Origin of the sequence: Rhizobium sp. BK049 (assembly GCF_014193135.1) — a bacterium.
Classification (GTDB): domain Bacteria; phylum Pseudomonadota; class Alphaproteobacteria; order Rhizobiales; family Rhizobiaceae; genus Rhizobium.
In genome coordinates this window covers 75,800-102,610 of the sequence record NZ_JACHYV010000022.1, presented here as the reverse complement: position 1 = coordinate 102,610, position 26,811 = coordinate 75,800, and the positions used below count along the sequence as shown (strand labels likewise).

Here is a 26,811-nt window from a genome sequence, read left to right as displayed (position 1 = left end):
ATCTCCGTCAGCCGGCCAGTTCCTCGGCCCGCTTGCGCGCTGCCGCAAGCGCCTTATCGAACAGGGGCTGCATGCCGTTCTCCGCCATCAGAACGGCGAGCGCCGCCGCCGTCGTGCCGCCGGGAGACGTCACATTCTGCCGCAGCCGCGAAGCATCGTCGGGGGACTGGTGCAAGAGTTCACCAGCCCCCGCGACCGTTTCCCGCGCAAGACGCATGGCGAGGTCCGCCTGCAGGCCGAGCTTTCGGCCTGCCTCCGCCATACATTCGACGAGATAGAATACATAAGCCGGGCCGCTGCCGGAAAGCGCCGTCACGGCATCGATATCGGCCTCCGCAGGCACCCATTCGACCGGGCCGGAGACGCTGAGAAGGGCATGGACGCGTTTGCGTTGCGGATCGCTGACTCCTGAATTGGCAAAGGCCCCGGTCACACCGCGGCCGACCATAGCCGGCGTGTTCGGCATGGCTCGCACCATGGCGGCTTTGCCGAGATGTTTTTCGAGAAAACCGAGCGTCTTGCCGGCTGCCACCGAGACGACGACCGTCGCCGGCCCGACGGCGCTCTTCACATCAGGCAACACCGTCTCCATCACCTGCGGCTTGACTGCGAGAAACAAAACGCTCGCCTTCAATTCCGTAGGGATCGCGGTCAGATGCGTCGCGCCGGCTTCCTTGATCGTCGCCAGCATCGCCGATGAAGGGCCTGGATCCACAACAATGACGGCGGAGCCCGGAACGCCGCTCTTCAGCCAGCCGGAGAGCATGGCTCCGCCCATGTTTCCGGCGCCAATCAGTACGACGGGATTTGCCGGGGATAACGCCTTCGCCGGCATCTTATGCCTCGCCTACCGTTTCGAACAGCACGGCTTCCATCGCCTTAGCCGCGTCCATGCCGGACCAGACAACGAACTGGAATGCCTGGAAATAGGCTTCGCATGTGTCGAGCGCACTGGAAAGCAGCACCTCTACCTGGCGATTGGTCGGCTCCGCGCCGCCTGCAAGCAGCAGCGACTGCCTGAAGATGACGACATCTTCCTGACGCCAGAGATCGAAATGACCCATCAGGACCTGCCCGTTGATCGCCGAGAGCAGCTTGACCACCTCGTTGACCCTAATGTCGGGGACTTTGATATCGAAAGCGCAGCCAAGATGCAGCGCCTCGAATTCCTCCATCCAGGAAAAGGAAACATGATAGTCCGCCCAGCGTCCCTCGACCGTCATCGCGATCTCGTCCTCGCCGGATCGCTCGAACGACCAGTCGTTGTTGGAGGCCACGTACTCGATCATATCGACCGGGTTCGACTGACGCTCGACTTCCAATTCCATCAGGTTCATGCAGCACCTTCTTGACCGGAACGAATGCGGCTTAGCTTGGGATACGAACACAAGAAAGACACACGCAATACCGGAAACCACCATCGGATGATCGTTGAACCGCTGCCAGACTTAACGCAGATAACCTGCCCGGAGCTTACCAAGTCGCTTCGAATCATCATTTAAAATCAGTGTATAATGACCCTTGCCACCTGCCAGCCCCCAGAAGGGAAAATAGGGCAGGCCTGCTGTGGAAAGCACTTCGAAACTCAATTCAGAAGGGAGAATAAGCGACTCTGCGTATTGGCTTTTTTGGCAGTGTCCACAGGTGGAAAACTCACCTGGAATTTTTTGTGACAGATGCGGCGTGTGGCATGAAGGCAACGCCGCATCTGCACCTAGCTGGATTTAGTGGCCCTCGCTGGCGAGCTTGGCCTCCAACGCCGCGATACGGGCGGCAAGCGCCTCGTTCTCATCGCGCGCCTTGATCGCCATCTCTCGCACGGCCTCGAATTCCTCGCGCTTGACGACGTCCATGCTGTTCAGCCAACGCTCGGCCTGGGCGTTGAAAGCCGTCTCGATCTCCTTGCGGACGCCCTGCGCGGCACCTGCCGCATCGGTCATCAGCTTGGCGAACTCGTCCATGATGCGGTTCGTTCCGGTCGTCATGGCGTTTTTCTCCCTTCGTATAAGGTGAATTCAGCCCTTCGGGGCCTCGAAGATTGAGGTAGGGCTTCGCCACCCGCGATGCAAGCGCTTTGCGCGGGATAGCCTTATCCTGAAGCGGGCAGCCGAGGCGCGATCACGAACAATGCACTTGACCGTCCGGGATCGCGGCGGCATGTTCCGCCGACCTCAACGGATGGGAAAACCTTGCCGACAGCAGCCAATCTCCTTGCGATCATGCCTTTCCCGGACATCGATCCGATCGCTTTTTCGATCGGTCCGTTGGCGATTCACTGGTACGGCCTGGCATACGTCGCCGGCATCCTGCTTGGCTGGGCCTATGCGCGCCGCCTCGCCGCCAACGACAGTCTCTGGCCGGGCAATAGATCGCCGATGACGAAGACGCAGCTCGACGATTTCATCGTCTGGGCCGCCCTCGGCGTCGTGCTCGGCGGCCGTCTCGGCTATATCTTCTTCTATGACCTCCCCGCTGTCCTGCGCGATCCCATCCGCGCAGTCGAAATCTGGAACGGCGGCATGTCCTTCCACGGCGGCCTGACCGGCACGACGATTGCCATGATCATCTTTGCTCGCCGCAATGCCATTCCGATCTGGAGCCTGTTCGATATCGTCGCCGCCGTCGTTCCCTTCGGCCTGTTCTTCGGCCGCATCGCCAATTTCATCAACGGTGAGCTCTGGGGCCGGCTGACCGACGTCCCCTGGGCCGTGGTTTTCCCGACCGGCGGGCCCTTCGCCCGCCATCCGAGCCAGCTCTACGAGGCCGGCCTTGAGGGCATTGTTCTGCTCCTGGTGCTTGCCGCCCTCGTCTACGGCATGCGTGCGCTGAAAAGCCCTGGCTTCATCACGGGCGTCTTCGTCTGCGGTTATGCACTGTCGCGCATCTTCGTCGAGTTCTTCCGAGAGCCGGACGCCCAGCTCGGTTACCTCCTCGGCACGAACTGGCTGACCATGGGTATGGTCCTCTCCTCCCCGATGATCCTGCTCGGCCTCTGGGCGATCCTGCGGGCCCGCCGCCAGGCCGCGCCGCAGCTCTAAACCGGCAGGACGCGCGACATGACCACCGCTCTAGGCGAAAAGATCAAGGCGATCATCCAGGCCAACGGCCCGATCAGCGTCACCGACTATTTCTCGCTCTGCCTCGCCGATCCCGAGCACGGCTATTACCGCACCCGAGAACCCTTCGGCCGGTCCGGCGATTTTGTCACCGCGCCCGAAGTCAGCCAGATCTTCGGCGAGATGATCGGCGTCTTCGTCGTCCATGCCTGGCAGCGCCACGGCACGCCGGCAGATGTGCGCCTTGTCGAGATCGGGCCTGGCCGCGGCACGATGATGGCGGATATGCTGCGTGTCATCGCCCGCATCGCCCCGCCGCTGTTTGACACGATGGGCGTGCATCTCGTCGAAACCAGCGAGCGCCTGCGCGACGTCCAGAGCCAGACACTCGAAGCTTATGGCGAAAGGATCGCGTGGCACGGTGGCTTCGATGAGGTCCCGCCCGGCTTCACGCTGATTGCCGCCAACGAATTGTTCGACGCAATCCCGATCCGACAGTTCGTCCGCACGCAAACGGGTTTCCGCGAGCGCATGGTCGGGCTTGACGCCGATGGCGAACTGACCTTTGCCGCAGGTGTCGCGGGCCTCGATCCGGCCCTACTGCCGGAACCGGTGCAGAACCTGCCGCTCGGCACGCTCTTCGAGATCTCACCCGCCCGCCAGGCCGTGATGATGGCGATCTGCGAGCGGCTGCGCGCCTTCGGCGGCACGGCGCTGGTCGTCGACTACGGCCATCTCGTCACCGGCTTCGGCGATACGCTGCAGGCGGTGCGCATGCATGAATTCGACCCGCCGCTCGCCCATCCCGGCGAAGCTGACCTGACGAGCCATGTCGATTTCCAGCAGCTCGCCGAGACGGCACTGACGGCCGGCCTCCATCTGAACGGCGCCCTGCACCAGGGTGACTTTCTGACCGGCCTCGGCATTCTCGAACGCGCCGCAGCCCTCGGGCGTGACCGCGAGCCGCAGACCCAGCAGGTCATTCAATCGGCGGTCGACAGGCTTGCCGGCGCCGGTGAGGGCCGGATGGGTGAACTCTTCAAGGTGATGGCGGTCTCCCATCCTGCCGTCGATCTCATGCCCTTTCGCCCGGTGGATTGACAGGGCGCACGCGGCTGAGCCAACATCCGCGCGAAACAGGAACTTGAAGCGCGCCGCAGACGCGATGCGCTCGGGACAAAACAAACCCCTCGAAAACCCGGAATTACAGATGCAGGACGCGGCCTCTCCCGCACCGATCCAAAGCCCGCTGCTGAACGAAGCGACGGGCGGCACCATCCGCCACGGTTATTTCACCCGGGCCGGCGGTGTTTCCGAAGGGATCTATCGCGGTCTCAATGTCGGCCTCGGCTCCAACGACGAGCGCCGGAACGTCATGGAAAATCGCCGCCGCGTCGCCGCCTGGTTCGACCTGCCGCTCGAGCGGCTGGCAACTGTTCATCAGGTGCATTCGCCCGACGTCGTGACGATTGGCGCCGATTACGACGGCGCCCGCCCCGACGCCGACGCGATGGTGACGGCAGTTCCCGGCATTGCGCTTGGCGTGCTGGCCGCCGATTGCGGTCCGGTCCTCTTTGTCGATCCCGAAAATCGCGTCATCGGCGCCGCCCATGCCGGCTGGAAGGGCGCGCTGACCGGTGTTCTCGAAAACACCATTGCGGCCATGGAAGCCCTGGGGGCCGATCGCGCCAGCCTACTGGCCTGCCTCGGCCCCTCGATCAGTCAGGCGAGTTACGAGGTCGGGCCGGAATTCGTCGATCGCTTCGTCGCCGAAAATCCGGACTACGAACGCTTTTTCACGCCGTCCGCAACGCCGGGCCGCGCCATGTTCGATCTACCGGCGCTGACGATCGACAGGCTGACGCGGGCTGGTGTGCAGGCCGAAAACCTCGGGCTCTGCACCTATCCGGATAGCGAGCGCTTCTTTTCCTATCGCAGGACGACACATCGCAACGAGCCGGACTACGGCCGCCAGATTTCAGCGATATCAATCAGGGAGACTTGAGCAGAATGGCACTGCATTTCGAAAAGGCCGAGTTCGCAAGCCGGCTGGCACGCCTCACCGAGAAGATGAAGGAAGAAAAGCTCGACGCCCTGCTGCTCTTCGCCCAGGAAAGCATGTATTGGCTGACCGGCTACGACACCTTCGGCTACTGCTTTTTCCAGACGCTGGTCGTCAAGAGCGACGGTACGATGGCGCTGATCACCCGCTCGGCCGATCTCCGCCAGGCCAAACACACTTCGATCCTCGAAGACATCCACATCTGGGTCGACAGGGTCAATGCCGATCCGACGCTCGACCTGAAGAACCTCCTGGTCGAGATGGATCTGCTCGGCGCACGCATCGGCGTGGAATATGATACGCACGGGATGACCGGCCGCATCGCCCGCCTGCTCGACGCGCAGTTGACCACTTTCGGCCAGATCGTCGACGCCTCCTATCTCGTCAGCCGTCTTCGTCTCGTCAAGAGCCCGACGGAAGTCGCCTATGTCGAGCGCGCTGCCGCTCTCGCGGACGACGCGCTCGACGCCGCAATCCGGCTAACGAAACCGGGCGCCGACGAGGCCGATATCCTCGCCGCCATGCAGGGTGCGGTCTTTTCCGGCGGCGGCGATTATCCCGCCAACGAGTTCATCATCGGCTCCGCTGCCGACGCCCTGCTCTGCCGCTACAAGGCCGGCCGCCGCAAGCTCGACGCCAACGACCAGCTGACGCTGGAATGGGCCGGCACCTATGCGCATTATCATGCCGCCATGATGCGCACGATCGTCATCGGCGAGCCGATGCAACGCCATCGAGAGCTCTACAATGCCTGCCGCGAAACCATTGAGGCGATCGAGACCGTGCTGAAGCCCGGCCACACCTTCGGCGACGTCTTCGACATCCATGCCAGGATCATGGACGAGCGTGGCCTTGCCCGACACCGGCTGAATGCTTGCGGTTATTCGCTCGGCGCCCGCTTCTCGCCCTCCTGGATGGAGCACCAGATGTTCCATGTCGGCAATCCGCAGCCGATCGAGCCGAACATGTCGCTCTTCGTGCACATGATCATTGCCGATTCCGATACCGGCACGGCAATGACGCTCGGACAGACCTACCTGACGACGGCGGATGCGCCGCGCACACTTTCCCGTCATTCGCTCGATTTCATCGGCCTTTGAAGACCGGGACTGACCGGTGAGAATCCGGAATTGACAGAGGACCATCCCCGCCCGCATAAATCCGGGCGGGTTGATACGATTGTGGGAAGGACGGATCACGGGATGACGCGAGCTGCGACTGTGCCCACGCTCCTGTTCGTCATGGCTCTGCTGACCGCCTGCAACACCACCGACGCGCTGACGCCGCAAGTCGGCATCGGCGAATCCTCCGGAACTCCGCCGTCAAGTCCGGTGACGCAGGGCGAGGCAGAACGTCTGGCCGGCACCCGCCAGCCGGTTTTTGCCGGGAGCACACAGCCGAGTGGCTATCATCCGGCCTATGATCAATCGCAAAGAACCTATCGACCCGGCAGCGGCGCGCCCCCGACGACGATGCAGGAGCAGGCAGACGCGCTGTCGAGGAACGGCTCCTCGCCCGCCGCCTCCGCTCCAATCAAGGGACAGGCGCTGCCGCCGGCTGCCGCCGGCGCCGGATCGCCAACACAGCCCGGCCAGCGGCTTGACGCGCAGCAACCGCAGCAGACCGCTGCCCTCACCCCCGGGACATCATCCGCGCGCGGCAATACCGTGCGCTTCCTGCCGATCATCGGGGCCCCGGTGCAAGCCGTGACTCCGCTCTCGCGCCAGCTCGGCGCCGAGGCGCGCGCCCACGGCCTTTCAATCAAGAGCTCGAACGACACGAGCAGCGATTACATCCTCAAAGGTTATCTCTCTGCCTTCAGTGACGACGGCAAGGTCACCGTCGTCTACGTCTGGGACATTCTCGACGGTGGCGGCGCCCGCCTGCACCGCATCCAGGGGCAGGAAAGCGTACCGACGGCCGCCGCCGACCCTTGGGCGGGTGTCCCGGCTTCGGTGATGCAGCAGATCGGCTCGAAAACCATCGCGGAATTCACCTCCTGGCGGCAAACTCAGGGCGGTTAGTCACAAACTTTTTGCAAATATGAAAGTCTGTGGCGCCTTTGCCCTTGCATTCACTGGGAAGCTGACTAAAAAGCGCGGCTATCAGCGCATAACAGGCGGACCAAAATGAAGGTTTTCGCAGGCAATTCGAACCGGCAACTCGCCGAAGCGATCTGCAACTATCTCAATGTTCCTTTGGGAAGAGCCAGTGTCCGAAGGTTTGCCGACCAGGAAATCTTCGTGGAAATCCAGGAAAACGTGCGCGGCGAGGACGTTTTCCTCGTGCAGCCCACCGCCTTTCCCGCCAACGACCACCTGATGGAACTGCTGATCATGATCGACGCCATGCGTCGTTCGTCGGCACGCCGCATCACCGCCGTTCTTCCCTATTTCGGCTATGCCCGTCAGGACCGCCGCGCATCCGGCCGCACGCCGATCTCCGCCAAGCTGGTTGCCAACCTGATTACCGAAGCCGGCGCCGATCGCGTCATGACGCTCGATCTCCATGCCGGTCAGATCCAAGGCTTCTTCGATATACCCACAGACAACCTCTTCGCCCTGCCCGTGCTGACGCGCGACATCAAGAGCCATTATGACCTCAGCAATGTCATGGTCGTCTCGCCGGACGTCGGCGGCGTGGTGCGCGCCCGCGCGCTCGCCAAACGGCTGGACTGTCTTCTGGCCATCGTCGACAAGCGTCGCGATCGGCCAGGTGAATCCGAAGTCATGAACATCATCGGCGACGTCACCGGCAAGGACTGCCTGCTGATCGACGACATCGTCGATTCCGGCGGCACCCTCTGCAATGCGGCCGACGCACTGCTCGCCCAGGGTGCCTCCAGCGTCACCGCCTATATCACGCACGGCGTTCTCTCGGGCGGCGCGGTCACCCGCGTCACTTCCTCGAAGCTGCGTGAGCTCGTCATCACCGATTCGATCCAGCCGACAACGGCGGTGCTTTCAGCGCACAATATCCGCGTCGTGACGACGGCCCCGCTGATCGGCGAAGCCATCAGCCGCACGAGCCAGGAAGAGTCCGTCTCCAGCCTCTTCGATTGAAAAGCCTCCTCCGTCATGCCGAGCCTTGTGCCGAGCATCTGACCTCTGCAATTCCTTGGCAGGAAAGCATTATTTTCAGATATTTAATCGGCCGGCGCAGATCCTCGGTACAAGGCCGAGGATGGCGTCACGGCTTTTGCAGTGGTTTGTCAGCAGCCTGAAGGCCGGCACAAGCCGGCCTCTTTCTTGTTCAATTCCAATCGAGAACGTTCAAGGCTGCTGCGGCGGCGCAGGGACTACGTCCTGACCTTGATCCGGTTCCTGCTGCTCGTCCGACTCCAGCCCCTGATCCTGGTCCTGGTCCGGACCATCCGGTCCCTTGATCTGCTGGCCATTGACCGCCACGGAACCGTCGCGGCTGATGCTCACGTCCCAGCGCGAACGGCCATCCGCATCGGTCTTGGCAAAGCCCTTCACCATCATGATGCCGAAGGAGACCTGGTTGAGGTCGGGGTCCGTCTTGGCAAGCTCCTGAACCGCCGCGATCGTCTTGTCGAGATCGCGGGCAAGGATCGTCGCCTCCATCGAATAGTCCTTCTCGGTATCGACGCGACCTTCGATCCTGCCGGTTATATCGACGTCATAGACCTGCGATTTGGCACTGATCTTCGGAAACTCGACGGCAAGCCGGCCATCGCGGAAGAGCTTCTTCGCCATCTCCTCGCCGGTCTTCTCGGACGCCGAATCTTTGAAATCCATCGCCATGAGGGCGTCGCCGAAGCTTGCGAAATCCAGATTCGGAAGCGCGAGCTGGAAATCGAAGTTGCTCGGCATGAAGGCCGAATAGTTTGCCGGCATCAGCGGCGTGTCGAGGCTGATCTCCTGCGCATTCATGCCGAAGCCGAAACGCATGGCGTCACTCGGCCCGTCGATGGCGAGGTTGTAGCCGAATGCCTTGGCACCGCCCTTGCCCATCTCGCTGCTGACGGTCAGGTCGTTGACCCCGATCGTCTCGCTGAACAAGGTCAGAAGCGGGAAGGCCTCCTTCACTATTCCCTTTATCTTGTCGCTGTTTTCCGGGCTCAATTCCTTCTCATCGACATGGTCAAGCACGAAGAAGACCATCTCGCGAATCTGCTTGGCCGGTAGGCCATTCACCTTGGCCTCGACATTGATCGAGCCGGCACGAAGTTCGATGGGCGGCATTTGCAGGCCGGAAACCTGCTCGACGAAATCGGACATCGAGCCGCTGCCGGCGAAATCGATCCGTCCGTGGCCGCCTGCGCTGTCGGTCGAACTCAGCTTCTGATCCATGCTGGCGATGCTGGCATGGACCTCCTCCGTTTCGGACTTGCTGGCCACCTTGATGTCTTTGGCCGCGAAGGTGCCGGAGCGCAGATAGCTGATCGCCGGGTCGAAGACGCCGGAATAAACAAGCGACGCGATAGAATAGGTGAAATCCGTCGGCTTCTGGTCTGGACCCTTGAAATGGCCCGAGACGTTGAGCCTGTTGTCGCCTTCGATGTTCCAGAGGCCACTGTCGAGCGGCGTGGCGAACATCGAAAACGGTGTCAACCCTGTGATCGTAAACGTCGCCGGATCCGCCTTGGTAAGCAGCTTCGCCAGATCGTAGATGACCTCATAGCGTGCGCCGGCCGGATTGACGGTGATGAAGCCGCTTTTTGCCAAATCCTGCGGAAGCAGCTTCGTCAGGGTCTCCTTGACCGCGTTGGCGCCCTCCTGGTTGATCTCCGCGCCCTCGGCCCCGGTGAAAAGGCAAAGGGCAAGAATACTCGTTGCCGTGACAAGTTTGAGACGCATGGTCTGGTTTTCTCCTCAGCCACTTTTTGATTGCGGCCATCCAAAGATGCGAAGCGCGGCAATGTCAAGCCAAGTGGCGATAAGCACTGGCAATTTTGCGTTTGACCAGGTGCAGATCGCGAGTGATTTCAACAAGGTTCTCGCATTGGGATGGGTGCGGATGCAATCTGGGCGAGTTCGCTCTCACCGATGATGAAGCGCCCCGGCGAAAGCCCCTCCATCGCCGAAAAACCGGCGCAATCGGCAACTTGCGTTTCCGGGCGACTTATACTATAGGCCACCGGTCCGCGTAGACACCCTTGGAGGCAACGCGGATGAGGATGGGAAAACCCGCCTCCGGTTCGACGGAACTGGGCTTTTGCCTGCCGCCGAACTCTCCAAATAACCTCGAAAGGAATAGCCATGAGCCAGGAAACTTACGAGCTCAAGGCCGAGGCGCGCGAACGGGTTGGTAAGGGGTCCGCCCGTGAACTTCGCCGCAACGGTTTGATTCCCGCTGTCATCTATGGTGACAAGCAGGCCCCCATTGCCATCGCTCTCAACACCAATGAGGTGACGAAGCGCATTCACGCCGGTGGCTTCATGACCACCGTGGCGACCATCGAAGTCGACGGCAAGAAGTACAAGGTTCTGCCGAAGGACTACCAGCTCGATCCGGTCCGCGACTTCACGCTGCATGTCGATTTCCTGCGCGTCTCCGGCAACACACAGGTGACCGTCGAAATCCCGGTTCACTTCATCAATGAAGCGAAGTCTCCGGGCCTCAAGGTCGGCGGCGTTCTGAACATCGTCCGCCACGCAGTTGAAGTTCACTGCCCGGCCGATGCGATCCCGGAATTCTTCAACATCGACCTTAGCGGCAAGAAGATCGGCGACAGCATCCATATTTCGGAAGTCACCCTGCCGAAGGGCGTCAGCCCGGTCATCGACCGCGACTTCACGGTCGCGACCATCGTCGCTCCGGCTGCCGGCGTCGATGAGAGCGCCGCGGAAGCTGAAGGCGAAGCCGAAGCCTGATCGCTTCGACCAGTTGCAAAGCATATGGCCCGCCTTCCCCGGTGAAGTGGCTCCCGAAAGTCGTCATCCAACTTTCGAGAACCAGTTCACGGGGAAGGCGGGCTTTTCATTGCCTGCCAAGCCTCCGTTTCAGCAACATTTAACATATTCGTGAAAGCATGGGCCGTCAGCTGCGAAGAAGCCGGCCTGAACGCGCGACAGCAAATATGCCGGCCTGGGGGAGTAGACGGAACCATGAACAATTCCGTTGAGAACAGGTTTTTTGGGATTGTTTGCGGAGCGCTGCTTGTTTTTGTCGCTCCGCTTTTTGTTCTTTTCCTTTTTCTTTCCTCGGAACGCGCTGATAAAGAAATACGCGACCATATCTCTGTTCTTCTTGTCGCCAACGCTCAAGCCCTGGCAAAACCGCTCTGGGACCTCGATGAGGAAAGCGTCACCCAGATCAGCGCGACGGTCGTTTCCCAGGGCGCCATCGTCAAGGTCGAGGTGCGGGATCAGTCGGGTCAGCTCGACGTCAGCCAATCCACCATTCCGCGTTCCTTTGACGGCAAGCTCGTGCAGGTGTCGCGTGCCATCATCTACAACACCGTCGACGGTCCGAAGAACCTCGGCAGCATCAGCGTCTATTATCCCGCCCTCGGGCTGTTTTCCGGTCTGAAGCAGGAAGAGGTCGTCTTCATTTCGATCTTCATCTTCGCGGTTCTGACCGTTTTCGGCACAGCGTTGATCGGCAACCGGTTCTTCGTCATCCAGCCGCTGATGCGTCTGACGGCGGCAATCGAGGCCACCCGGCAGCTCGGCTCGCGCCATCATGTCGACTGGCAGTCGAACGACGAGATGGGACGGCTTGCCCGCAGCTTCAACGAGATGCAAACCAAGCTGGAAAGCGAGGAGAAGGAGCTGAAGCTCGCCCATCGCCGCGCCACCGACATCTACAATCTGACGCCCGCCATGCTCTTCTCGCTCGATGAGGAAGACCGCATCACTGCCGTCAGCGACTATTGGCTGCTCGCCACCGGTTATAGTCGCGCCGACGTCATTGGCCGCAATTTTGCAGATCTGGTCACGCCGAACAGCCGCAATAAATTCGTCAAGCGCCGCTACGCTGAAAACGGCATGACGGTCACCGTCAAATTCGTCTGCCGCGACGGCCGCACCATGGACGTCCTTATCATGGAATCGGAAGCGGCCGCCGGCGCTCACGATCGCCTCTCGCTGTCCGTCATGACGGATGTGACCGAGCTCAAGGCTTCGGAGGACCGCAACCATCGCCAGGCAATCACCGACCATCTGACCGGGCTTCTCAACCGCCAAGGCTTCGAGGCGGTGCTTGATAACAAGATCGCTGCCGCAGACGCCGCCGGCCAGGAACTCGCCTGCCTCTTCGTCGATCTCGACCGCTTCAAGTGGATCAACGACAATATGGGGCACGCTGCCGGCGACACGGCGCTGATCAAACTCGTCGAGCGCCTGAAGACCCATCTTGCCCCCTCCGACGAGGCGGCCCGTCTCGGCGGCGACGAGTTCGCCATCCTGCTGCCTGCGAAGGACGCCGAAACGCGCGCAAAGGCGATGTGCGAGCAGATCGCCTCAATCTTCGAAACGCCATTTGCCCCGGACATGCATCTGAGCGCGTCCATCGGCATCGCCATCTACCCACATCACGCCGCGACCGCGGCCGAGCTGCTGCAGAAATCCGACATGGCGATGTATGCCAAGAAACGGGACGGCAAGAACGGCGCACAGCTCTTCGACAAAGCCATGCTCGACCGCGCCCGCAGCCGCGCCGAAATCGAGGCCAATATCGAAGCCGGCCTCGTCGACAATTGGTTTGAAGCCTTCCTGCAGCCGATCGTCAATCTCAACCGCCGCGGCATTGCCGGTTTCGAGGCGCTGATGCGCCTTAACCATCCGCAGAAAGGTCTGATGCCGCCGGCCGAAATTATCAGCGTCGCTGAGGAGACGGGCAAGATCGTCCGCGTCGGCAACGTCATCATGGAAAAGGCAATTTCCAATCTCGCGAAAATCTCTCGCATATCGGGGATGCAGGACACCTACCTGGCCATCAACTTCTCGCCGCTGCAGTTCGAGCCGGCACTGCCGGCCCGTCTAGCCGCGATCGTCGGTCGCCACGGCATCCGCCCCGAGCGCATCGTGGTCGAGATCACGGAAGCCGTGCTGATGCACGACAATCCGCAGATTCGCATGATCGTCACCGAGCTTCGCCGCTTCGGCTGCCGCATCGCGCTCGACGATTTCGGCACCGGCTACTCGTCGCTCAGCTACCTCAACCGTTTCCCTGTCGATATCATCAAGATCGATCAGTCCTTCACCCGCGCGATCAACGACGGCGATGACGACGTGCGCCAGAAGAGCCGCATGCTGATCGAAGGCATCACCACCTTGTCCCACAAGATGAACTGCACCGTCATCGCCGAGGGCATCGAGACGGAAGAGGAATGCCGCACGCTTCACCAGATGGGTCTGGACTATGGCCAGGGCTATCTCTTCCATCGTCCACAGCACGCAGCCGCACTCACTGAGGAACTGATGGCCCCGCAATCAGCCGTCGCACGCGCCTCGTAAACGAAGAACGAAGGAGACGACACGATGAAAAAGCTCCTGCTTCTCGCATGGCTGGCGCTGCCTTGCGCCGCCCACGCACAGACGGTTGCTTTCACGACCGAGGATTACGCCCCCTTCAACTATCGCGAAGGCAAAGAGATCAAAGGCGCGACGGTCGAGCAGGTCGAAAAGGTGATGGCCGCGATCGGCGTCGACTATACGATCGAAGTCATGCCTTGGGCGCGTGCTTTCGGCCTTGCCCGCACTGCGCCGATGACATGTGTTTTCGCCACCGCCCACAATAGCGCGCGCGATCCGCTGTTCAAATGGGTCGAGCCGCTGCTCATCGACCGAAACATCCTAATCACCCGCAAGGGTTCGGGCGTCACCGCCAGCAATCTCGACGAAGCAAAGAAATATACGATCGGCACCCAGCGCGAGGACTACACCGAGACGATCCTGAAGGAGAAGGGTTTCACCAAGCTGGACGTCGCCAGTGACTTCAACGCCACGCTGCGCAAGCTGCTCAGCGGTCGCATCGACATGATGCCGATCTCCGAACTCTATTTCGAAAAGCTGAAGGCCGATCAGCCGGTGGAGATCGTAACCGTGCTCTCCTCCCAGCCCATGGGCATCGCCTGCGAGAAGAGCTTTCCCGACGATCTGCTCGCCAAGATGCAGGCTGCGCTCAACAAGCTGATTGCCGATGGCGACCAGAAGCAGATCTTCCAGAAATACGGTATGAACCTGTCGGACTGATACCGCCCGGTTCGCCACTGCCCTTTCCGCTTGACTTTGCTCCCGTTTCCGGGTGGTGAACGTCGGAAAAGCTTAAGCGAGGACGACAGGCCATGCTGATCATCGCGGGTCTCGGCAATCCCGGCGGCAAATACGCCGGCAACCGCCACAATATCGGCTTCATGGCCGTCGACGCCATCCATCGGCGCCACGGCTTCTCGCCCTGGTCGAAGAAGTTCAAGGCCGAAATTGCGGAGGGAGAACTTGGCGGCGACAAGGTCCTGCTGATCAAGCCGCAGACCTACATGAACCTCTCCGGCGAGGCCGTCGGCGAGGCGATGCGCTTCTACAAGCTCCAGCCCGCCGAGCTCGTCGCGATCTATGACGAACTCGACCTGCCCCCTGGCAAGGCGCGGCTGAAAACCGGCGGTGGCCATGGCGGCCACAACGGCATCAGGTCGCTGGACGCCCATTGCGGCAAGGAATACCGGCGGCTGCGCCTCGGCATCGGCCATCCCGGCGTCAAGGAGATGGTGCAGAACCACGTGCTCGGCGATTTCGCCAAGGCCGACAGGGCGTGGCTGGAGCCGCTTCTCGAAACGCTGGCCGACAATGCCGACATGCTGGTGCGAAACGAGGATTCACAGCTGATGAACAAGATCGCCCTGGCGTTGGGTGGCAAGGCCGAGGAAGAGAAGCCGCGAAAGGAAAGCAAGGATAGCGACAAGAAGCCGGCCGGCCAGTCGCATATCCGCCAGGCCCGCAACAGCAATCAGCCGAAGCTGCCGACCAGCGGCCCGATGGCAGAGATGCTGAAAAAGATGTTCGGCAACAAGGGGGAATGAGGCCGCTGCCAGACCGGGATTTTACCATCCGCAGTGCCGCTCCCGACGATCTCAATGGGTTGACCGTCCTCTACCGGCATCTGAATCCGACCGATCCCATTCTCGACGGGACCATGGCCGAGGAGCGCTTTTCCGCCATTCTCGCCCAGCCCGGCATGACTGTATTCATCGGCTTTGCCGGCCTCACGCCGCCGCCACCGTCACGCTGATCATCGTGCCGAACTTGACGCGCGGCGGCGCCTCTTATGCGCTGATCGAAAACGTCGTCGCCCACGCCGAGCACCGCCGGCGCGGCTATGCAGGCGCCGTCGTCGGCCATGCGGTGAATGAGGCCTGGAAGGCCGGCTGCTATAAGGTGATGTTGCTCACCGGCTCGAAGAACCCGGTGACGCTGCGGTTCTACGAAAATTGCGGCTTCCTGCAGGACAAGACCGGCTATCAGATCCGCCGACCGTGAGCTGAAAGGCTATTCCTCGGGCTCTGTGGTGAACATCAGCGGGAAACCCATCTCTTTGGCAAGGTCGATACCCTCCTTGGCCTTGGTCTCGGCAATGTCCTTGGCGCAGACCACGACCACGCAGGAGCCGAGCTTGTGCGCCGTCATCATCACTCGGTAACCCGTCTCCTCGCTCATACGGAAGACGACCTTCAGGATCACAATGACGAATTCGCGCGGCGTGTAATCGTCGTTGACGAGAATGACCTTGTAGAGCTTCGGCTTGTCCAGCTTCGGCTTCACCTTGGTCTTCGGTTTCAGGGCAACGTCATTGTCAGTCATCGGAAAATCCACCCGTTGATGACATGAAAAGGCGGAAGAAACATCCGCCGGACTATATTGCATCGTCAGCACGGCAGTTCAATGACGGAATATCATTCCGACGAGAGCAGCAGGCAGGCTCGCCCGGCGCTTTCGACGATGGCGGCAGCCTTCCTGTCGAAGGTCGCGAATACTTCCCCGCCAAGCCTGCGGCCTTCGAAGACAATGACGCCATCGGCGAAATCACCGCCGGCATCGAGGAAGGACAATCCAGCCTCGACAGCTGCTCTGTCGTAGACGATCTTCCTGTCGGCTAACAGCAGCCGGATGGTCGCAGCGATCTCGGAGGCGCTTTTACGATAAATCCGGCCGACGACCCCGACGAACTCGCAGAACGTCAGGTTGGAGACGAACAGCCGCTCAGCCTCGCGCATCAATATCCTTGCATGTTCCGTTTGCTTCGGATCGTCATCCACGGCCGCCCGCACGAGCACATTCGTATCAACGATCATCAGCGATGCCGACCTCGCCAGCCCAGCCCGCCTTTATGGCCTCATCGATCTCCTTGAGCGTCGCATGAATATTGCCCTTGTTCTCGAGACTTCCGAAGAAATTCTCGATGGAACGGCTGGCCGGCTGGGTTTTGACCGCAACGACCTCAAGCTTGCCACCAGCCAGGAGATCAACGTCGATTTTATCGCCGGGCCTGATCCCGAGGTGCCGAAGCACTCCTTTTCTCAAGGTGACCTGTCCTTTTGCTGTCACTTTCAGGGTTGCCATGTCAGCTGTGTCCTTTCCGCCAAAAGGTAAGGCTAAACCGCCTTACCTTCAAACCGGCTGGCCTTGCTTTTTCGATTCGTGCCGCAAACCCTTGACCCGAGCCGGCCATTCCCGCATAGGCAGGGCAAAGTTACCAATAGATATGGATCAAGCCATGGGCTTCAAATGCGGCATCGTCGGTCTGCCGAACGTCGGCAAATCGACCCTCTTCAATGCGCTCACCAAGACGGCGGCTGCACAGGCGGCGAACTACCCCTTCTGCACCATCGAGCCGAACACCGGCGAAGTCGCCGTGCCCGATCCGCGCATGCGCAAGCTGGCCGACATCGCCAAATCCAAGGAACTGATCCCGACCCGCATTTCTTTCGTCGATATCGCCGGCCTGGTGCGCGGTGCCTCGAAGGGTGAAGGCCTCGGCAACCAGTTCCTCGCCAATATCCGCGAAGTCGATGCGATCGTGCATGTGCTGCGCTGCTTCGAAGACAGCGACATCACCCATGTCGAGGGCCGTATCAATCCGGTCGCCGATGCCGAGACGATCGAGACCGAGCTGATGCTCGCCGATCTCGAGAGCCTGGAGCGCCGAACCGAGCAGACGCGCAAGCGCGCCACCGGCAAGGACAAGGAGTCGATGGCGATGCTGCCGATCATGGAAGCCTCGCTGAAGCTACTCAACGAAGGCAAGCCGGTGCGCACGCTGCTGTCGAAGCTCGATGCCGAGGAGATCGCCATCCTCAAGGGGCTCAACCTTCTCACCTCGCATCCGGTGCTCTATGTCTGCAACGTCGCCGAAGGCGATGCCTCGACCGGCAACGAATTCACCGCCGCCGTCGCCGCCATGGCGAAGGAGCAGGGCGCCGAAACCGTCATTATCTCGGCGGCGATCGAAGCTGAGGTCGCCCAGCTTGCCGAAGAGGAAGCCAAGGAATTCCTCTCTGCCCTCGGCCTTGACGAGGCGGGCCTCGACCGGCTGATCCGCGCCGGCTACAAGCTGCTCGACCTCATCACCTATTTCACCGTCGGCCCGAAGGAAACGCGCGCTTGGACGATCGAGCGCGGCACCAAGGCGCCGCAGGCCGCCGGCGTCATCCACTCGGATTTCGAACGCGGCTTCATCCGTGCCAACACCATCGCCTACGACGATTACATCAAGTACAACGGCGAAGTTGGCGCCAAGGATGCCGGCAAGGCGCGCGACGAAGGCAAGGAATACGTCGTCCAGGACGGCGACGTCATCCACTTCCGTTTCAATACCTGAAAAATCGCTGCCGCCTTAACCCGGCGGCAGCCTGTTTGCGATTGCCGGCGGCAGTGCCCTGAGCACCAGCCGCCGAAGCGGCATCCAACCCGTTCCGATAATGAGCACGATCGCGCCGACAACGATCAGCGTCGTGAAGATGTAGGTATCGACGGTCGCATTTCCCTTGCGGACGACGCTGAAGATCGCAACGCCGAGAGACAGCAGCCCCGACGTGACGAAGGCGCGACGATCGATGACCAGGCCGATCAGCATCAGCGCCGCCACGGTCGCGACGACCACGGGAGTCCGGGCCGACATGTTCGCCAGGTCGAAGATACGGCCGGCTTCCCCGAACGATAGTAGCGAGACGGCACTGTAGAGCAGCGCCGGCGCTGCGCCGAGATGCAGCCAGAAGGCGATATCCGAACGCGTCGTCCGCCGCAGCCGGTCGCCGAGATCGAAATATAGCGCCGTCGCGAACAGGCCGAGCGCGCAGACGAAAGCGACAGCGGCCAGCACGCCAAGATGATCGACGAAAAACGCGGGATTGCCGCTTAGCCATTGCACCAGGCGCAAAAGCAGCGTGAGCACCAAGGCAAGCGTCGACATGATAGTGAGCGCCAGCGACAGGGGCACGCGATAGCGGGCATAATAGACGCCGAGCAGGATCGGAAAGCCGGCGACGAACTGCGTCAGATCCGCCCCGATTTCGGAGGTCCATGGCGTGAAGACGCGGGACATCAGCAAAAATGTCCAGCAGAACAGCGCGATTGTCAGGCTGACAGCCGGCAAGGCGAGCCGCTGGCGGCGCACCAGGATTTCCGAAAGCACGATGATAGCGACCGGCACGGCGTAAAGCGGCGCCAGGCCCCAGAGGCCGACGAGCGCGACGATAACACCGATGGTGATCAGCACGTCGTGAAAGCCGCGCACGAAGCGCGGCGTCTCGGTGTCCGACCAGGCCCGCTCCTCGGCTGCGACTGCCTTCTGCGTCTCAACAACAGACACGCCACGCTCGGTCAGAAACGGCAGAAGCCGCCCGCCCGCTTCCGACGAAATCAGCCCCTGGCGCGCCGCCTCGTCTAGTATCGACCTCAGTTCCGTCATACCGGTTTATCTCCCGGGAATCATTGAGCCCGCGCGGATGCTATTGTAAGCACTAGAGCATGATGGCGAAAAGTGTAAGCGGTTTTCGGACGAACATCATGCTCTAACTCTTTAATGTAGAACAGGATTCAGATTTTAGGCCGACCGGCCTAAAAACATCCTGTTCTAGGCGCTTGATATGGCGGAGGAGAGAATGCCGGCAGAAAAGCTGTCTTTCGAGGATTTTGAACCCGGCCGCCGTTTCGCCCTCGGCCCGAAACTGGTGCTCACCGAAGAAATCATCGAGTTCGCCAGCGAATTCGACCCGCAGCCGATGCATCTCGACGAAGCCGCCGGTCGCGCCAGCATCCTCGGCGGGCTTGCCGCCTCCGGCTGGCATACCTCCGCAATGCTCATGCGCATGATGGCAGACAGCTACGTGCTGGACGCACTTTGCGAGGGTGCGCCGGGCATCGATCTGATGGAATGGCGAAAGCCGGTGCTTGCGGGCGATACGCTGCAGGGCCATTCGACCGTTCTCGAAGCCCGGCCGATGCGCTCGCGCCCCGGCATGGGCATCGTCAAATTCCGCCACGCGGTGGAAAACCAGCGCGGCGAACTCGTCTGCCTCTCAGAGAATTCCGTGATGATCCGCGCGCGCCCCACTCCGGAGGATGCCAACGTGAGCTCGGAGCCGTCAGCATGAGAATGTCCGAGCTTTACACCGTCGGTCAGAAAGCCGAGATCGGCACCTACACCTTCACCGAGGAAAACATCATCCGCTTCGCAACCCGCCACGATCCGCAGCGTTTTCACGTCGACAAGGAAGCAGCGAAAGACACGCTCTTCGGCGGGCTTTGCGCCTCGGGCTGGCACACCACGGCCGCCTGGATGCGAACCTTCCTCGCCTTCTGGGAAAGGCAGCGCGTCGCACTCGCCGAGCGGGGCCTGACGGCGCCGAACCTCGGCCCCTCACCCGGCTTTCAGAAGCTGCAATGGCTGCGGCCGGTCTTTGCGGGTGACGTCGTGACCTATTCCGTCGCCCTGCTCTCCAGCCGACCGCTGGCATCACGGCCGGGCTGGCATCTCAACACCATCCTCTGCGAGGGCGTCAATCAGAACGGCGATCCCGTCATGCGCTTTGAAAGCGGTGTGCTGGAATTCGACTGACGCCGCCGCAACGCGGGCTCAATGCCCGGAGAATTCGACCAGCGTGTGGACGACGACGCCGAGCTCTTCCAGCTTCCTGCGGCCGCCAAGGTCGGGCAGGTCGATGACGAAGCAGGCGCCGACCACTTCCGCGCCGATCTGGCGCAGAAGCTGCGTCGCGCCCACGGCCGTGCCGCCGGTGGCGATGAGATCGTCGACCAGGATCACCTTCTCGCCGGGCTGGACCGCATCACGATGCATCTCCATTTCATCGACGCCATATTCCAGGCTGTAGGCGATGCGCACCGTGTCGTGCGGCAACTTGCCCTTCTTGCGGATCGGCACGAAGCCCGAGGAAAGCTGATGCGCCACCGCACCGCCGAGGATGAAGCCGCGCGCCTCCACGCCGGCGATCTTGTCGACCTTCGTGCCGGCATAGGGTTGCACCAGCTCGTCGACCGCCCGGCGGAAAGCACGGGGGTTGCCGAGCAGCGTAGTGATGTCACGGAAGATAATGCCGGGATTGGGATAGTCGGGGATGGAGCGAATGCTGGCTGCGAGCTCCGAAATTGTATTGCCCATGGAACGTCCGTATTTGCGAGCGCATAAAACCGGCGCACCCTATCAATTGCCGAGGGTGGAACCAACAAAAAAGGCGGCTCGCAAGCCGCCTTTTCAAATTCAGGCACGGAACGCTTAATGTTCCTTGTTGGCGTAAACCGAGCGCTTCGTCAGGTAAATCAGCACGGTAAAGATCGCCAGGAACACCATCACCATGAAGCCGGTGCGCTTGCGCTCCTCAAGATGCGGTTCGGCGGCCCACATCAGGAAGGCGGAAACGTCCTTGGCGTATTGGTCGACGGTCGCCGGCGCGCCGTCGTCATAAGTTACCTGGCCGTCGGAAAGCGGCTTCGGCATAGCGAGAACGGCGGCAGCATGGAAATACGGGTTATAATGCGCGCCCTGCGCCACCTGGAAGCCGGCTGGCGGCTCTTCATAGCCGGTCAGCAGCGAGTAGATGTAGTCCGGGCCGCTTTCCTGATACTGCGTAAAGATGTCGAAGACGAACTGCGGGAAGCCGCGCTCGACTTCACGGGCCTTGGCGATCAACGAAAAATCGGGCGGAGCCGCACCGTTATTGGACGCAGCCGCGGCTTCAGCATTAGCGAAGGGCGATGGGAAATGATCCGAAGGGACTGCCTTGCGGGTGAACATTTCGCCGGCCGAGTCCGGCCCGTCCTGAACTTCGTAATTGGCAGCGAATGCCTTCACCTGCGCCTCGGAATAACCGAGTTCGTCGAGCGTGCGGAAAGGCACGAGGCTCATCGAATGGCAAGCAGAACAGACTTCCGTGTAGACCTTGAGGCCGCGCTGGAGTTGAGCCTTGTCGTAGTGGCCGAAGGGGCCGGCAAAGCTCCATTCCTGCTCCTTTGGCTCCTTTAGCGGATAGTGCGGCGTCGCCCCTTCCTCGTGATGCGCGGGAGCTGCACCATTCGCGGGCGTCGCTTCCTCGGCGAAAGCGGCGCTGCCAAGGAGAGCGGCGACGGCAAGCGGCAGAATGCTTGCAACAAGCGTTTTCATAGTTCTATTCCCTTCCGTCGCTCGCTTACGCATTGGCCGCCGCGGCGGCGCCAGTGGTCTTGTTGCGCTTTTCAAGCACCGCCTCCGTGATCGAGTTCGGGATGCGGCGCGGCGTTTCCACCAGACCCAGAACTGGCATCGCGACCAGGAAGAAGGCGAAGTAGAGAAGCGTGCAGATCTGCGACACGATGACGTAGCTGCCTTCCGCCGGCTGCGAACCGAGCCAGCCTAGGATGATTGCGTTGAGCACGAACAGCCAGAAGAACAGCTTGTACCAGGGACGGTAGACCGCCGAGCGGACCTTCGAGGTGTCAAGCCACGGCAGGAAGAAGAGCACGATGATCGCGCCGAACATCACGAGCACGCCGCCGAGTTTGGAGTCGATCGGGCCGATGTTGAAGGTGATCGAACGCAACATCGCGTAGAACGGCAGGAAGTACCATTCAGGAACGATGTGGGCGGGCGTCTTCAACGGATCGGCCGGGATGTAGTTATCGGCGTGACCGAGGAAGTTCGGCAGGTAGAAGACGAAATAGGCGTAAACGAGCAGGAAGACGGAGACGCCGAGGGCATCCTTCATCGTTGCATAGGGCGTGAAACGCACGGTGTCGGTCTTCGTCTTGACCTCGACGCCAGTCGGGTTGGTCTGGCCGGTCACATGCAGCGCCCAGATATGCAGGACGACGACGCCTGCAATCATGAAAGGCAGCAGGTAGTGCAGCGAGAAGAAGCGGTTCAGCGTCGGCTGATCGACGGCAAAGCCGCCGAGCAGGAACTGCTGCACCCATTCGCCGACCAGCGGGAAGGCCGAAAAGAAGCCGGTGATGACGGTCGCGCCCCAGAAGGACATCTGCCCCCAGGGCAGGACGTAGCCCATGAAGCCCGTCGCCATCATCAGCAGGTAGATGACCACACCGAGGATCCAGAGGATTTCGCGCGGCGCCTTGTAGGAGCCATAGTAGAGGCCCCGGGCAATGTGCAGGTAGACGGCGACGAAGAAGAAGGAGGCGCCGTTGGCATGCAGGTAACGCAGCAGCCAGCCGTGGTTGACGTCGCGCATGATCTTTTCAACGGAGTTGAAAGCGATCGTCGTGTCGGCGGCATAGTGCATGGCGAGCACGACACCCGTCAGGATCTGCACGATCAGCATGACGGAAAGCATCGCGCCGAAGGTATAGGCATAGTTCAGGTTTCTGGGAACCGGATATGCCACGAAGCTGTCATAGACCATGCGCGGCAGCGGCAGGCGCGCATCGACCCATTTTTCGAAGCCGGTTGATGGTTCGTAGCTGGAATGGCCACTCATAAATCAGTCTCCCCTCAACCGATCTTGATTTTGGTATCGGACACAAATGAAAAGGTCGGAATCGCCAGGTTCTGCGGCGCAGGGCCTTTGCGAATGCGGCCGGCCGTGTCGTAGACCGAGCCATGGCAGGGACAGAACCAACCATTGTACTCACCGGCCTGACCGAGCGGAACGCAACCGAGATGGGTGCACGTGCCGATCATGACGATCCAGTTTTCCTTGTCCTTGCCGCCCGAACGGTCAACACCGGTTGCCTGCGCTTCAGGCGGAAGGTTCGCGTTGCGCGCGATCGGATCCTTGAGATCCGCCAGCGGTACATCGGCCGCCGCCTTCACTTCCTCCGGCGTGCGGTTGCGGATGAAGATCGGCTTGCCGCGCCACTTGACCGTCAGTGACATGCCGGGCTCGAGGCTCGCGACGTCGACTTCGATGGAGGCAAGCGCCAGCGTCGACGCATCCGGACGCATCTGGTCGATGAACGGCCATGCGACAGCAACGGCGCCGACAGCGCCCGCCATACCAGTGGTGAGATAAAGGAAATCACGGCGAGTGGGCTCTGCTGAAGCCTCGCTTGTCGTTACGTGTTCGCTCACGGCTTAACCATCCTCTGCGCAGTTATCGCGGAATTCCGCCCCGCCCCCTCTGCTGGCGAATCGATCTGGACACATTTCGGCCATAGATTCCCCGGCAATCCGGCGCGTTCTAAGCTTGATCGCAAATTATGTCCAGCCTTGACAGGGGGATGAGGGCACAATGTCGCGGGAAATTTCAGATGAATTTTTTACGGCAAACACCCGCTTGCCCGTATGTTGCATTGCAACAAAAAAGCGACCGTGTTAGGCGCAACCGCAACGATGCCAGCCAGCCGGACCCGAGCGGATGAGAGACACGATCTTTTGCGTAATGAGCGTTCTCACAACCCTCGTCCTCGCCATTATCTCGCTGCGCTATGTCAAAGATTTCTATCTGCTTTCTCTCTTTTACAGCTTCCAGATCCATCTGGCGGCGGCCGCAGCAGTGGCCTCCGGGGTAGCCCTCCTCTTTAAGCGGCATTGGTACGCGTTGCTGACACTCGGCGCATCGATGGTTCTCGTTGTCCACGGCATCGTCATGACGCGTGAATTCGTCGAGCCTGCGGTAGACGAGAGCCGTCCTGCTCTCTTCAAGCTGATGTCCTTCAATATAGAGAACGACAATTTCGCAAATGGCGCTGCTATTGCCGACATGGCGATCGGCTCGGGCGCCGATGTCGTCAACATCCTCGAGGCCGAACCGGTATTGTCCGAATTGCCGCGACTGCTGAAGACCTACCCCTATTACGTCGGCTGCGGCGTCGGCATGGAGCAATGCGATACGCTCGTCCTGTCGAAGCGCCCGCTGATCGAGCCTCGCATCCGCAGCCTCGGCCTGCTGTGGCGCAATCGGCTGACGATCTCGACGATCGATTTCGACGGCCAGAAGATCAACTTCCTCGCCGCGCACCTGACCAAACCCTATTATGACGAATTCCACGGGCTGGAAGTCGAAGATCTCGCCGAGATTATCCCTTCGCTGCCGGGACCGCTCGTGCTTGCCGGTGATTTCAATACGTCGATTCTGGCGCCGGATGTGCAGTATCTCATGCGCAGCCAGGGCTTGGGCACAGCATCGCTGGAGCCTGCGACATGGCCGATCGCCGCCGGCCCCTTCGGCATTTCGATCGATCACGTCTTCAGCAAAGCGCCCCTGCGGCTGAAATCGGTCCGCCGCATCGAGAACAATTTCGGATCAAACCATTTTGGCCTCATGGCGGAATTCGTCCTCGATCCGTGAGCCTGCATCCTCGTCGGTCGCGAGGAAGCCGCCGGATTGACGAGCCCAAAGCTCGGCATACAGCCCGCCGCGGCGAAGCAGCTCGTCGTGGCTGCCCTCCTCGATGATCCGGCCGAGGTCGACGACAATCAGCCGGTCGAGCGCGGCGATCGTCGACAGCCGATGGGCGATGGCGAGCACCGTCTTGCCCTCCATGATCCGATGGAGGTTGGACTGGATCGCTTCCTCCACTTCGGAATCGAGCGCCGACGTCGCTTCATCGAGAACCAGGATCGGCGCGTCCTTCAGCATGACCCGTGCAATAGCAATGCGCTGCCGCTGCCCGCCCGACAGTTTGACGCCGCGTTCGCCGACATGCGCATCGAAACCTCTACGGCCCTGCTGATCCTGCAGGCGGGCGATGAAGTCGAAGGCTTCGGCGCGCCGGGCCGCCTCAATCAGCCGCTCCTCGCCGGCATCCGGCCGTCCGAAGAGTATATTGTCGCGCACGGAACGATGCAGCAGCGACGTATCCTGGCTGACGACGCCGATCCGCATCCTGAGCGATTCCTGTGTCACCGCCGATATATCCTGACCATCGACCAGGATACGGCCATCCTGGATGTCATAGAGACGCAGCAGCAGGTTCATCAGTGTTGATTTGCCGGCGCCCGAACGCCCGACGATCCCGACCTTCTCGCCCGGGCGGATGGCAAGGGAGAAATTCTCGACGACGGGCTGCTGACCCTTGCCGTAGCGAAAGGAGACATTATCGAAGCAAATGCCGGGATGGCGGATCACCAGGCTCTTCGCATCGGGCCGATCGACGAGCCCGAGCGGTTGTGAAATCAGTTCCGCGGAGTTCTGGATGGTGCCGAGATTGCGCATGATGCCGTTGAACTGCGTCATCAGCCTGCCGAGCAGGAAATTCAGCCGGAGCACCAGCGCCAGCGAAAATGCCACCGCGCCGGAAGTGATCAAGCCGCGCAGCCAGAGATCGACGCTCAAGCCCGCCATCGTCACGATCATCAGGCCGGAGAGCAGGGCCATGGAGGCCCGCACGCCAGTGATGAACCGCGTGAAGCGCAGCACCGTGTCCTGATAGATATCGAAACCTTGGCGCATGTAGCGATCGCTCTCTTCATCGCGTGCGAACAGCTTCAGCGTCTGCATATTGCTGTAGGAGTCGACCATCCGGCCGTTCAGCATCGACCCGGCCTCCGCCGTTTCGCGGGAGTGATGGCGGATCCGCGGGACGAAGTGGCGGGCAAGCAGGCTGAAGGCGCCAAGCCAAAACAGCACGACGGCGGCGAGTGTAAAGTCCAGCCCGGCGACGAGCACGAGCGTCGTTACCGCATAAATTCCGACAAACCAGACGCTTTCCATCAGAGACGTGACGAGATCGCCGGTTGCCTGGCCGGCAGACCAGACCTTGGTGACGATACGCCCGGAGAAATCGCTCTGAAAGAACGACAATGATTGCCTTGAGACGTGGAGATAAGATTGCCAACGTGCTAGATTGTAGAAGCCCGGCGTGATCACCTGCTGATCGACGAGGGCAATCAGGAAGGCGACGACGAAGCGCACGAGCCCGATGAGAGCGAGCATGCCGAACAGCTCGCCGCCATGGGCCGCGATAAGACCGCTCCAGCCGGCGCCCGGCGTAATACTAGCGAGAATATCGACGAGGCGTCCGACGAACCAGAAGAGCGCAGCCTCGATTGCCGCCGACGTGCCGCCGAGAATGAGCATGGCGATGAACGGCATCTTCGCCTGGCCGATGTAGAACCAGATGAAACCGATCGTCGCGCGTGGCGGCTGCAAGTCGTCGCGCGGACGGAACGGATCGATCCAGGTTTCGAACAGGCGGAAGACGGGTCGCAGAAACATGGAAGCGATATAGGCGGATTAAGGGGAGCGGCAAAGGGAATGGAAAGCGGACGCAACCTAATATTTTGGTAATAAACGATAACATCGGCGGCATCGCCATTGATTGCCCCCGAACTCGTCGCAAT

General features: G+C 61.1%; 27 protein-coding genes and 1 pseudogene. 15 read left to right on the top strand and 13 right to left on the bottom strand.

The genetic code is table 11. From position 1 onward, the window contains the following. Window positions 1–7: 7 nt before the first annotated feature. The 3 genes from proC to FHT70_RS21695 form a co-directional block, all read right to left on the bottom strand. Window positions 8–835, bottom strand: a complete 828-nt coding sequence (gene proC, locus FHT70_RS21705; RefSeq protein ID WP_183704755.1) for a pyrroline-5-carboxylate reductase — start codon at window positions 833–835, stop codon at window positions 8–10. A gap of 1 nt (window position 836) precedes the next feature. Continuing rightward, window positions 837–1,337 (bottom strand): YbjN domain-containing protein, encoded by a 501-nt coding sequence (locus tag FHT70_RS21700; RefSeq protein WP_004680153.1) that lies wholly within the window; start codon window positions 1,335–1,337, stop codon window positions 837–839. A gap of 387 nt (window positions 1,338–1,724) precedes the next feature. After that, complete coding sequence (locus tag FHT70_RS21695; protein WP_085778900.1) at window positions 1,725–1,985, bottom strand: accessory factor UbiK family protein; 261 nt, start codon at window positions 1,983–1,985, stop codon at window positions 1,725–1,727. Between the two features lie 204 nt (window positions 1,986–2,189). Here FHT70_RS21695 and lgt point away from each other — a divergent pair, with 204 nt between their 5' ends. From lgt to FHT70_RS21665, 6 genes are all read left to right on the top strand, one after another. Further along, window positions 2,190–3,038, top strand: coding sequence for a prolipoprotein diacylglyceryl transferase (lgt, locus tag FHT70_RS21690; protein ID WP_183704752.1), 849 nt, complete (start codon window positions 2,190–2,192; stop codon window positions 3,036–3,038). Between the two features lie 18 nt (window positions 3,039–3,056). Further along, window positions 3,057–4,157 carry a class I SAM-dependent methyltransferase gene (locus tag FHT70_RS21685; protein WP_183704750.1) on the top strand — a complete coding sequence of 367 codons (1,101 nt, stop codon included), beginning with the start codon at window positions 3,057–3,059 and terminating at the stop codon, window positions 4,155–4,157. Between the two features lie 109 nt (window positions 4,158–4,266). Further along, window positions 4,267–5,061, top strand: a complete 795-nt coding sequence (gene pgeF / locus FHT70_RS21680; RefSeq protein ID WP_097596942.1) for a peptidoglycan editing factor PgeF — start codon at window positions 4,267–4,269, stop codon at window positions 5,059–5,061. Window positions 5,062–5,066: 5 nt separating this feature from the next. After that, on the top strand, window positions 5,067–6,218 hold the full coding sequence (locus FHT70_RS21675; RefSeq protein WP_097596943.1) for a Xaa-Pro peptidase family protein: 1,152 nt from the start codon (window positions 5,067–5,069) through the stop codon (window positions 6,216–6,218). 102 nt (window positions 6,219–6,320) lie between these two features. After that, the gene (locus tag FHT70_RS21670; protein ID WP_183704748.1) at window positions 6,321–7,142 is read left to right on the top strand and encodes a hypothetical protein; all 822 of its coding nucleotides are present in this window, start codon (window positions 6,321–6,323) and stop codon (window positions 7,140–7,142) included. Window positions 7,143–7,247: 105 nt separating this feature from the next. After that, a complete protein-coding gene (locus FHT70_RS21665; protein ID WP_011426263.1) occupies window positions 7,248–8,180 on the top strand; it encodes a ribose-phosphate pyrophosphokinase in 933 nt (310 codons plus the stop codon). Between the two features lie 210 nt (window positions 8,181–8,390). On the opposite strand, the gene FHT70_RS21660 is transcribed toward FHT70_RS21665, so the two are convergent. Next, on the bottom strand, window positions 8,391–9,941 hold the full coding sequence (locus FHT70_RS21660) for a hypothetical protein (RefSeq protein ID WP_183704746.1): 1,551 nt from the start codon (window positions 9,939–9,941) through the stop codon (window positions 8,391–8,393). 402 nt (window positions 9,942–10,343) lie between these two features. Between FHT70_RS21660 and FHT70_RS21655 the strand changes: the two genes are divergently transcribed. From FHT70_RS21655 to FHT70_RS21635, 5 genes and pseudogenes are all read left to right on the top strand, one after another. Then, entirely contained in the window at window positions 10,344–10,958 is a 615-nt protein-coding gene (locus FHT70_RS21655) for a 50S ribosomal protein L25/general stress protein Ctc (protein WP_085778907.1), read from the top strand. 234 nt (window positions 10,959–11,192) lie between these two features. Next, entirely contained in the window at window positions 11,193–13,544 is a 2,352-nt protein-coding gene (locus FHT70_RS21650) for an EAL domain-containing protein (protein ID WP_183704744.1), read from the top strand. 24 nt (window positions 13,545–13,568) lie between these two features. Next, entirely contained in the window at window positions 13,569–14,282 is a 714-nt protein-coding gene (locus FHT70_RS21645; RefSeq protein WP_097596947.1) for a transporter substrate-binding domain-containing protein, read from the top strand. 92 nt (window positions 14,283–14,374) lie between these two features. Further along, window positions 14,375–15,106: an aminoacyl-tRNA hydrolase gene (gene pth, locus FHT70_RS21640; RefSeq protein ID WP_097596948.1), complete on the top strand. Its 732-nt coding sequence runs from the start codon at window positions 14,375–14,377 to the stop codon at window positions 15,104–15,106. Then, window positions 15,103–15,563 (top strand): annotated as a pseudogene (locus tag FHT70_RS21635) (GNAT family N-acetyltransferase). Before pth ends, FHT70_RS21635 begins: the two are co-directional and overlap by 4 nt. A gap of 9 nt (window positions 15,564–15,572) precedes the next feature. Here the strand turns inward: FHT70_RS21635 and clpS are convergent. The 3 genes from clpS to FHT70_RS21620 form a co-directional block, all read right to left on the bottom strand. Then, window positions 15,573–15,884, bottom strand: coding sequence for an ATP-dependent Clp protease adapter ClpS (clpS, locus tag FHT70_RS21630; RefSeq protein ID WP_085780144.1), 312 nt, complete (start codon window positions 15,882–15,884; stop codon window positions 15,573–15,575). A gap of 92 nt (window positions 15,885–15,976) precedes the next feature. Continuing rightward, the gene (locus tag FHT70_RS21625) at window positions 15,977–16,375 is read right to left on the bottom strand and encodes a type II toxin-antitoxin system VapC family toxin (protein ID WP_097596950.1); all 399 of its coding nucleotides are present in this window, start codon (window positions 16,373–16,375) and stop codon (window positions 15,977–15,979) included. Next, window positions 16,365–16,643, bottom strand: a complete 279-nt coding sequence (locus FHT70_RS21620) for an AbrB/MazE/SpoVT family DNA-binding domain-containing protein (RefSeq protein ID WP_183704742.1) — start codon at window positions 16,641–16,643, stop codon at window positions 16,365–16,367. Before FHT70_RS21620 ends, FHT70_RS21625 begins: the two co-directional genes overlap by 11 nt. Window positions 16,644–16,797: 154 nt before the next feature. Between FHT70_RS21620 and ychF the strand changes: the two genes are divergently transcribed. After that, complete coding sequence (gene ychF, locus FHT70_RS21615) at window positions 16,798–17,901, top strand: redox-regulated ATPase YchF (RefSeq protein ID WP_020921909.1); 1,104 nt, start codon at window positions 16,798–16,800, stop codon at window positions 17,899–17,901. 15 nt (window positions 17,902–17,916) lie between these two features. On the opposite strand, the gene FHT70_RS21610 is transcribed toward ychF, so the two are convergent. Further along, window positions 17,917–18,990, bottom strand: a complete 1,074-nt coding sequence (locus FHT70_RS21610; RefSeq protein WP_097596952.1) for a hypothetical protein — start codon at window positions 18,988–18,990, stop codon at window positions 17,917–17,919. A 193-nt stretch (window positions 18,991–19,183) separates the two neighbouring features. Here FHT70_RS21610 and FHT70_RS21605 point away from each other — a divergent pair, with 193 nt between their 5' ends. Both FHT70_RS21605 and FHT70_RS21600 read left to right on the top strand, forming a co-directional pair. Beyond that, a complete protein-coding gene (locus FHT70_RS21605; protein ID WP_097596953.1) occupies window positions 19,184–19,675 on the top strand; it encodes a MaoC family dehydratase in 492 nt (163 codons plus the stop codon). Next, window positions 19,672–20,139, top strand: a complete 468-nt coding sequence (locus FHT70_RS21600; RefSeq protein WP_183704740.1) for a MaoC family dehydratase — start codon at window positions 19,672–19,674, stop codon at window positions 20,137–20,139. Before FHT70_RS21605 ends, FHT70_RS21600 begins: the two co-directional genes overlap by 4 nt. Window positions 20,140–20,157: 18 nt before the next feature. On the opposite strand, the gene FHT70_RS21595 is transcribed toward FHT70_RS21600, so the two are convergent. The 4 genes from FHT70_RS21595 to petA form a co-directional block, all read right to left on the bottom strand. After that, window positions 20,158–20,700, bottom strand: coding sequence for an adenine phosphoribosyltransferase (locus FHT70_RS21595; RefSeq protein ID WP_183704738.1), 543 nt, complete (start codon window positions 20,698–20,700; stop codon window positions 20,158–20,160). 114 nt (window positions 20,701–20,814) lie between these two features. Further along, a complete protein-coding gene (locus tag FHT70_RS21590) occupies window positions 20,815–21,699 on the bottom strand; it encodes a cytochrome c1 (protein ID WP_020921913.1) in 885 nt (294 codons plus the stop codon). A gap of 25 nt (window positions 21,700–21,724) precedes the next feature. Then, window positions 21,725–23,005, bottom strand: coding sequence for a cytochrome b N-terminal domain-containing protein (locus FHT70_RS21585; RefSeq protein ID WP_085778917.1), 1,281 nt, complete (start codon window positions 23,003–23,005; stop codon window positions 21,725–21,727). Window positions 23,006–23,019: 14 nt separating this feature from the next. After that, complete coding sequence (gene petA, locus FHT70_RS21580) at window positions 23,020–23,598, bottom strand: ubiquinol-cytochrome c reductase iron-sulfur subunit (protein WP_011426278.1); 579 nt, start codon at window positions 23,596–23,598, stop codon at window positions 23,020–23,022. A 286-nt stretch (window positions 23,599–23,884) separates the two neighbouring features. Between petA and FHT70_RS21575 the strand changes: the two genes are divergently transcribed. Beyond that, a complete protein-coding gene (locus FHT70_RS21575; protein WP_183704736.1) occupies window positions 23,885–24,817 on the top strand; it encodes an endonuclease/exonuclease/phosphatase family protein in 933 nt (310 codons plus the stop codon). On the opposite strand, the gene FHT70_RS21570 is transcribed toward FHT70_RS21575, so the two are convergent. After that, the gene (locus FHT70_RS21570) at window positions 24,773–26,686 is read right to left on the bottom strand and encodes an ABC transporter ATP-binding protein (RefSeq protein WP_183704734.1); all 1,914 of its coding nucleotides are present in this window, start codon (window positions 26,684–26,686) and stop codon (window positions 24,773–24,775) included. The two genes, FHT70_RS21575 and FHT70_RS21570, sit on opposite strands and share 45 nt — an antisense overlap. Between the last annotated feature and the right edge of the window lie 125 nt (window positions 26,687–26,811).

Excerpts from the sequence above, each read along its gene's own strand:
- FHT70_RS21605 (WP_097596953.1), top strand. The coding sequence starts at position 19,184 with ATGCCGGCAGAAAAGCTGTCTTTCGAGGATTTTGAACCCGGCCGCCGT.
- FHT70_RS21595 (WP_183704738.1), bottom strand. The coding sequence starts at position 20,700 with ATGGGCAATACAATTTCGGAGCTCGCAGCCAGCATTCGCTCCATCCCC.
- FHT70_RS21575 (WP_183704736.1), top strand. The coding sequence starts at position 23,885 with ATGAGAGACACGATCTTTTGCGTAATGAGCGTTCTCACAACCCTCGTC.
- FHT70_RS21590 (WP_020921913.1), bottom strand. The coding sequence starts at position 21,699 with ATGAAAACGCTTGTTGCAAGCATTCTGCCGCTTGCCGTCGCCGCTCTC.
- proC (WP_183704755.1), bottom strand. The coding sequence starts at position 835 with ATGCCGGCGAAGGCGTTATCCCCGGCAAATCCCGTCGTACTGATTGGC.
- FHT70_RS21570 (WP_183704734.1), bottom strand. The coding sequence starts at position 26,686 with ATGTTTCTGCGACCCGTCTTCCGCCTGTTCGAAACCTGGATCGATCCG.
- pgeF (WP_097596942.1), top strand. The coding sequence starts at position 4,267 with ATGCAGGACGCGGCCTCTCCCGCACCGATCCAAAGCCCGCTGCTGAAC.
- FHT70_RS21600 (WP_183704740.1), top strand. The coding sequence starts at position 19,672 with ATGAGAATGTCCGAGCTTTACACCGTCGGTCAGAAAGCCGAGATCGGC.
- FHT70_RS21700 (WP_004680153.1), bottom strand. The coding sequence starts at position 1,337 with ATGAACCTGATGGAATTGGAAGTCGAGCGTCAGTCGAACCCGGTCGAT.
- FHT70_RS21660 (WP_183704746.1), bottom strand. The coding sequence starts at position 9,941 with ATGCGTCTCAAACTTGTCACGGCAACGAGTATTCTTGCCCTTTGCCTT.
- pth (WP_097596948.1), top strand. The coding sequence starts at position 14,375 with ATGCTGATCATCGCGGGTCTCGGCAATCCCGGCGGCAAATACGCCGGC.
- FHT70_RS21625 (WP_097596950.1), bottom strand. The coding sequence starts at position 16,375 with ATGATCGTTGATACGAATGTGCTCGTGCGGGCGGCCGTGGATGACGAT.
- FHT70_RS21650 (WP_183704744.1), top strand. The coding sequence starts at position 11,193 with ATGAACAATTCCGTTGAGAACAGGTTTTTTGGGATTGTTTGCGGAGCG.
- FHT70_RS21685 (WP_183704750.1), top strand. The coding sequence starts at position 3,057 with ATGACCACCGCTCTAGGCGAAAAGATCAAGGCGATCATCCAGGCCAAC.
- FHT70_RS21670 (WP_183704748.1), top strand. The coding sequence starts at position 6,321 with ATGACGCGAGCTGCGACTGTGCCCACGCTCCTGTTCGTCATGGCTCTG.
- FHT70_RS21655 (WP_085778907.1), top strand. The coding sequence starts at position 10,344 with ATGAGCCAGGAAACTTACGAGCTCAAGGCCGAGGCGCGCGAACGGGTT.
- ychF (WP_020921909.1), top strand. The coding sequence starts at position 16,798 with ATGGGCTTCAAATGCGGCATCGTCGGTCTGCCGAACGTCGGCAAATCG.
- FHT70_RS21620 (WP_183704742.1), bottom strand. The coding sequence starts at position 16,643 with ATGGCAACCCTGAAAGTGACAGCAAAAGGACAGGTCACCTTGAGAAAA.
- FHT70_RS21585 (WP_085778917.1), bottom strand. The coding sequence starts at position 23,005 with ATGAGTGGCCATTCCAGCTACGAACCATCAACCGGCTTCGAAAAATGG.
- clpS (WP_085780144.1), bottom strand. The coding sequence starts at position 15,884 with ATGACTGACAATGACGTTGCCCTGAAACCGAAGACCAAGGTGAAGCCG.
- FHT70_RS21675 (WP_097596943.1), top strand. The coding sequence starts at position 5,067 with ATGGCACTGCATTTCGAAAAGGCCGAGTTCGCAAGCCGGCTGGCACGC.
- FHT70_RS21695 (WP_085778900.1), bottom strand. The coding sequence starts at position 1,985 with ATGACGACCGGAACGAACCGCATCATGGACGAGTTCGCCAAGCTGATG.
- FHT70_RS21645 (WP_097596947.1), top strand. The coding sequence starts at position 13,569 with ATGAAAAAGCTCCTGCTTCTCGCATGGCTGGCGCTGCCTTGCGCCGCC.
- FHT70_RS21665 (WP_011426263.1), top strand. The coding sequence starts at position 7,248 with ATGAAGGTTTTCGCAGGCAATTCGAACCGGCAACTCGCCGAAGCGATC.
- FHT70_RS21610 (WP_097596952.1), bottom strand. The coding sequence starts at position 18,990 with ATGACGGAACTGAGGTCGATACTAGACGAGGCGGCGCGCCAGGGGCTG.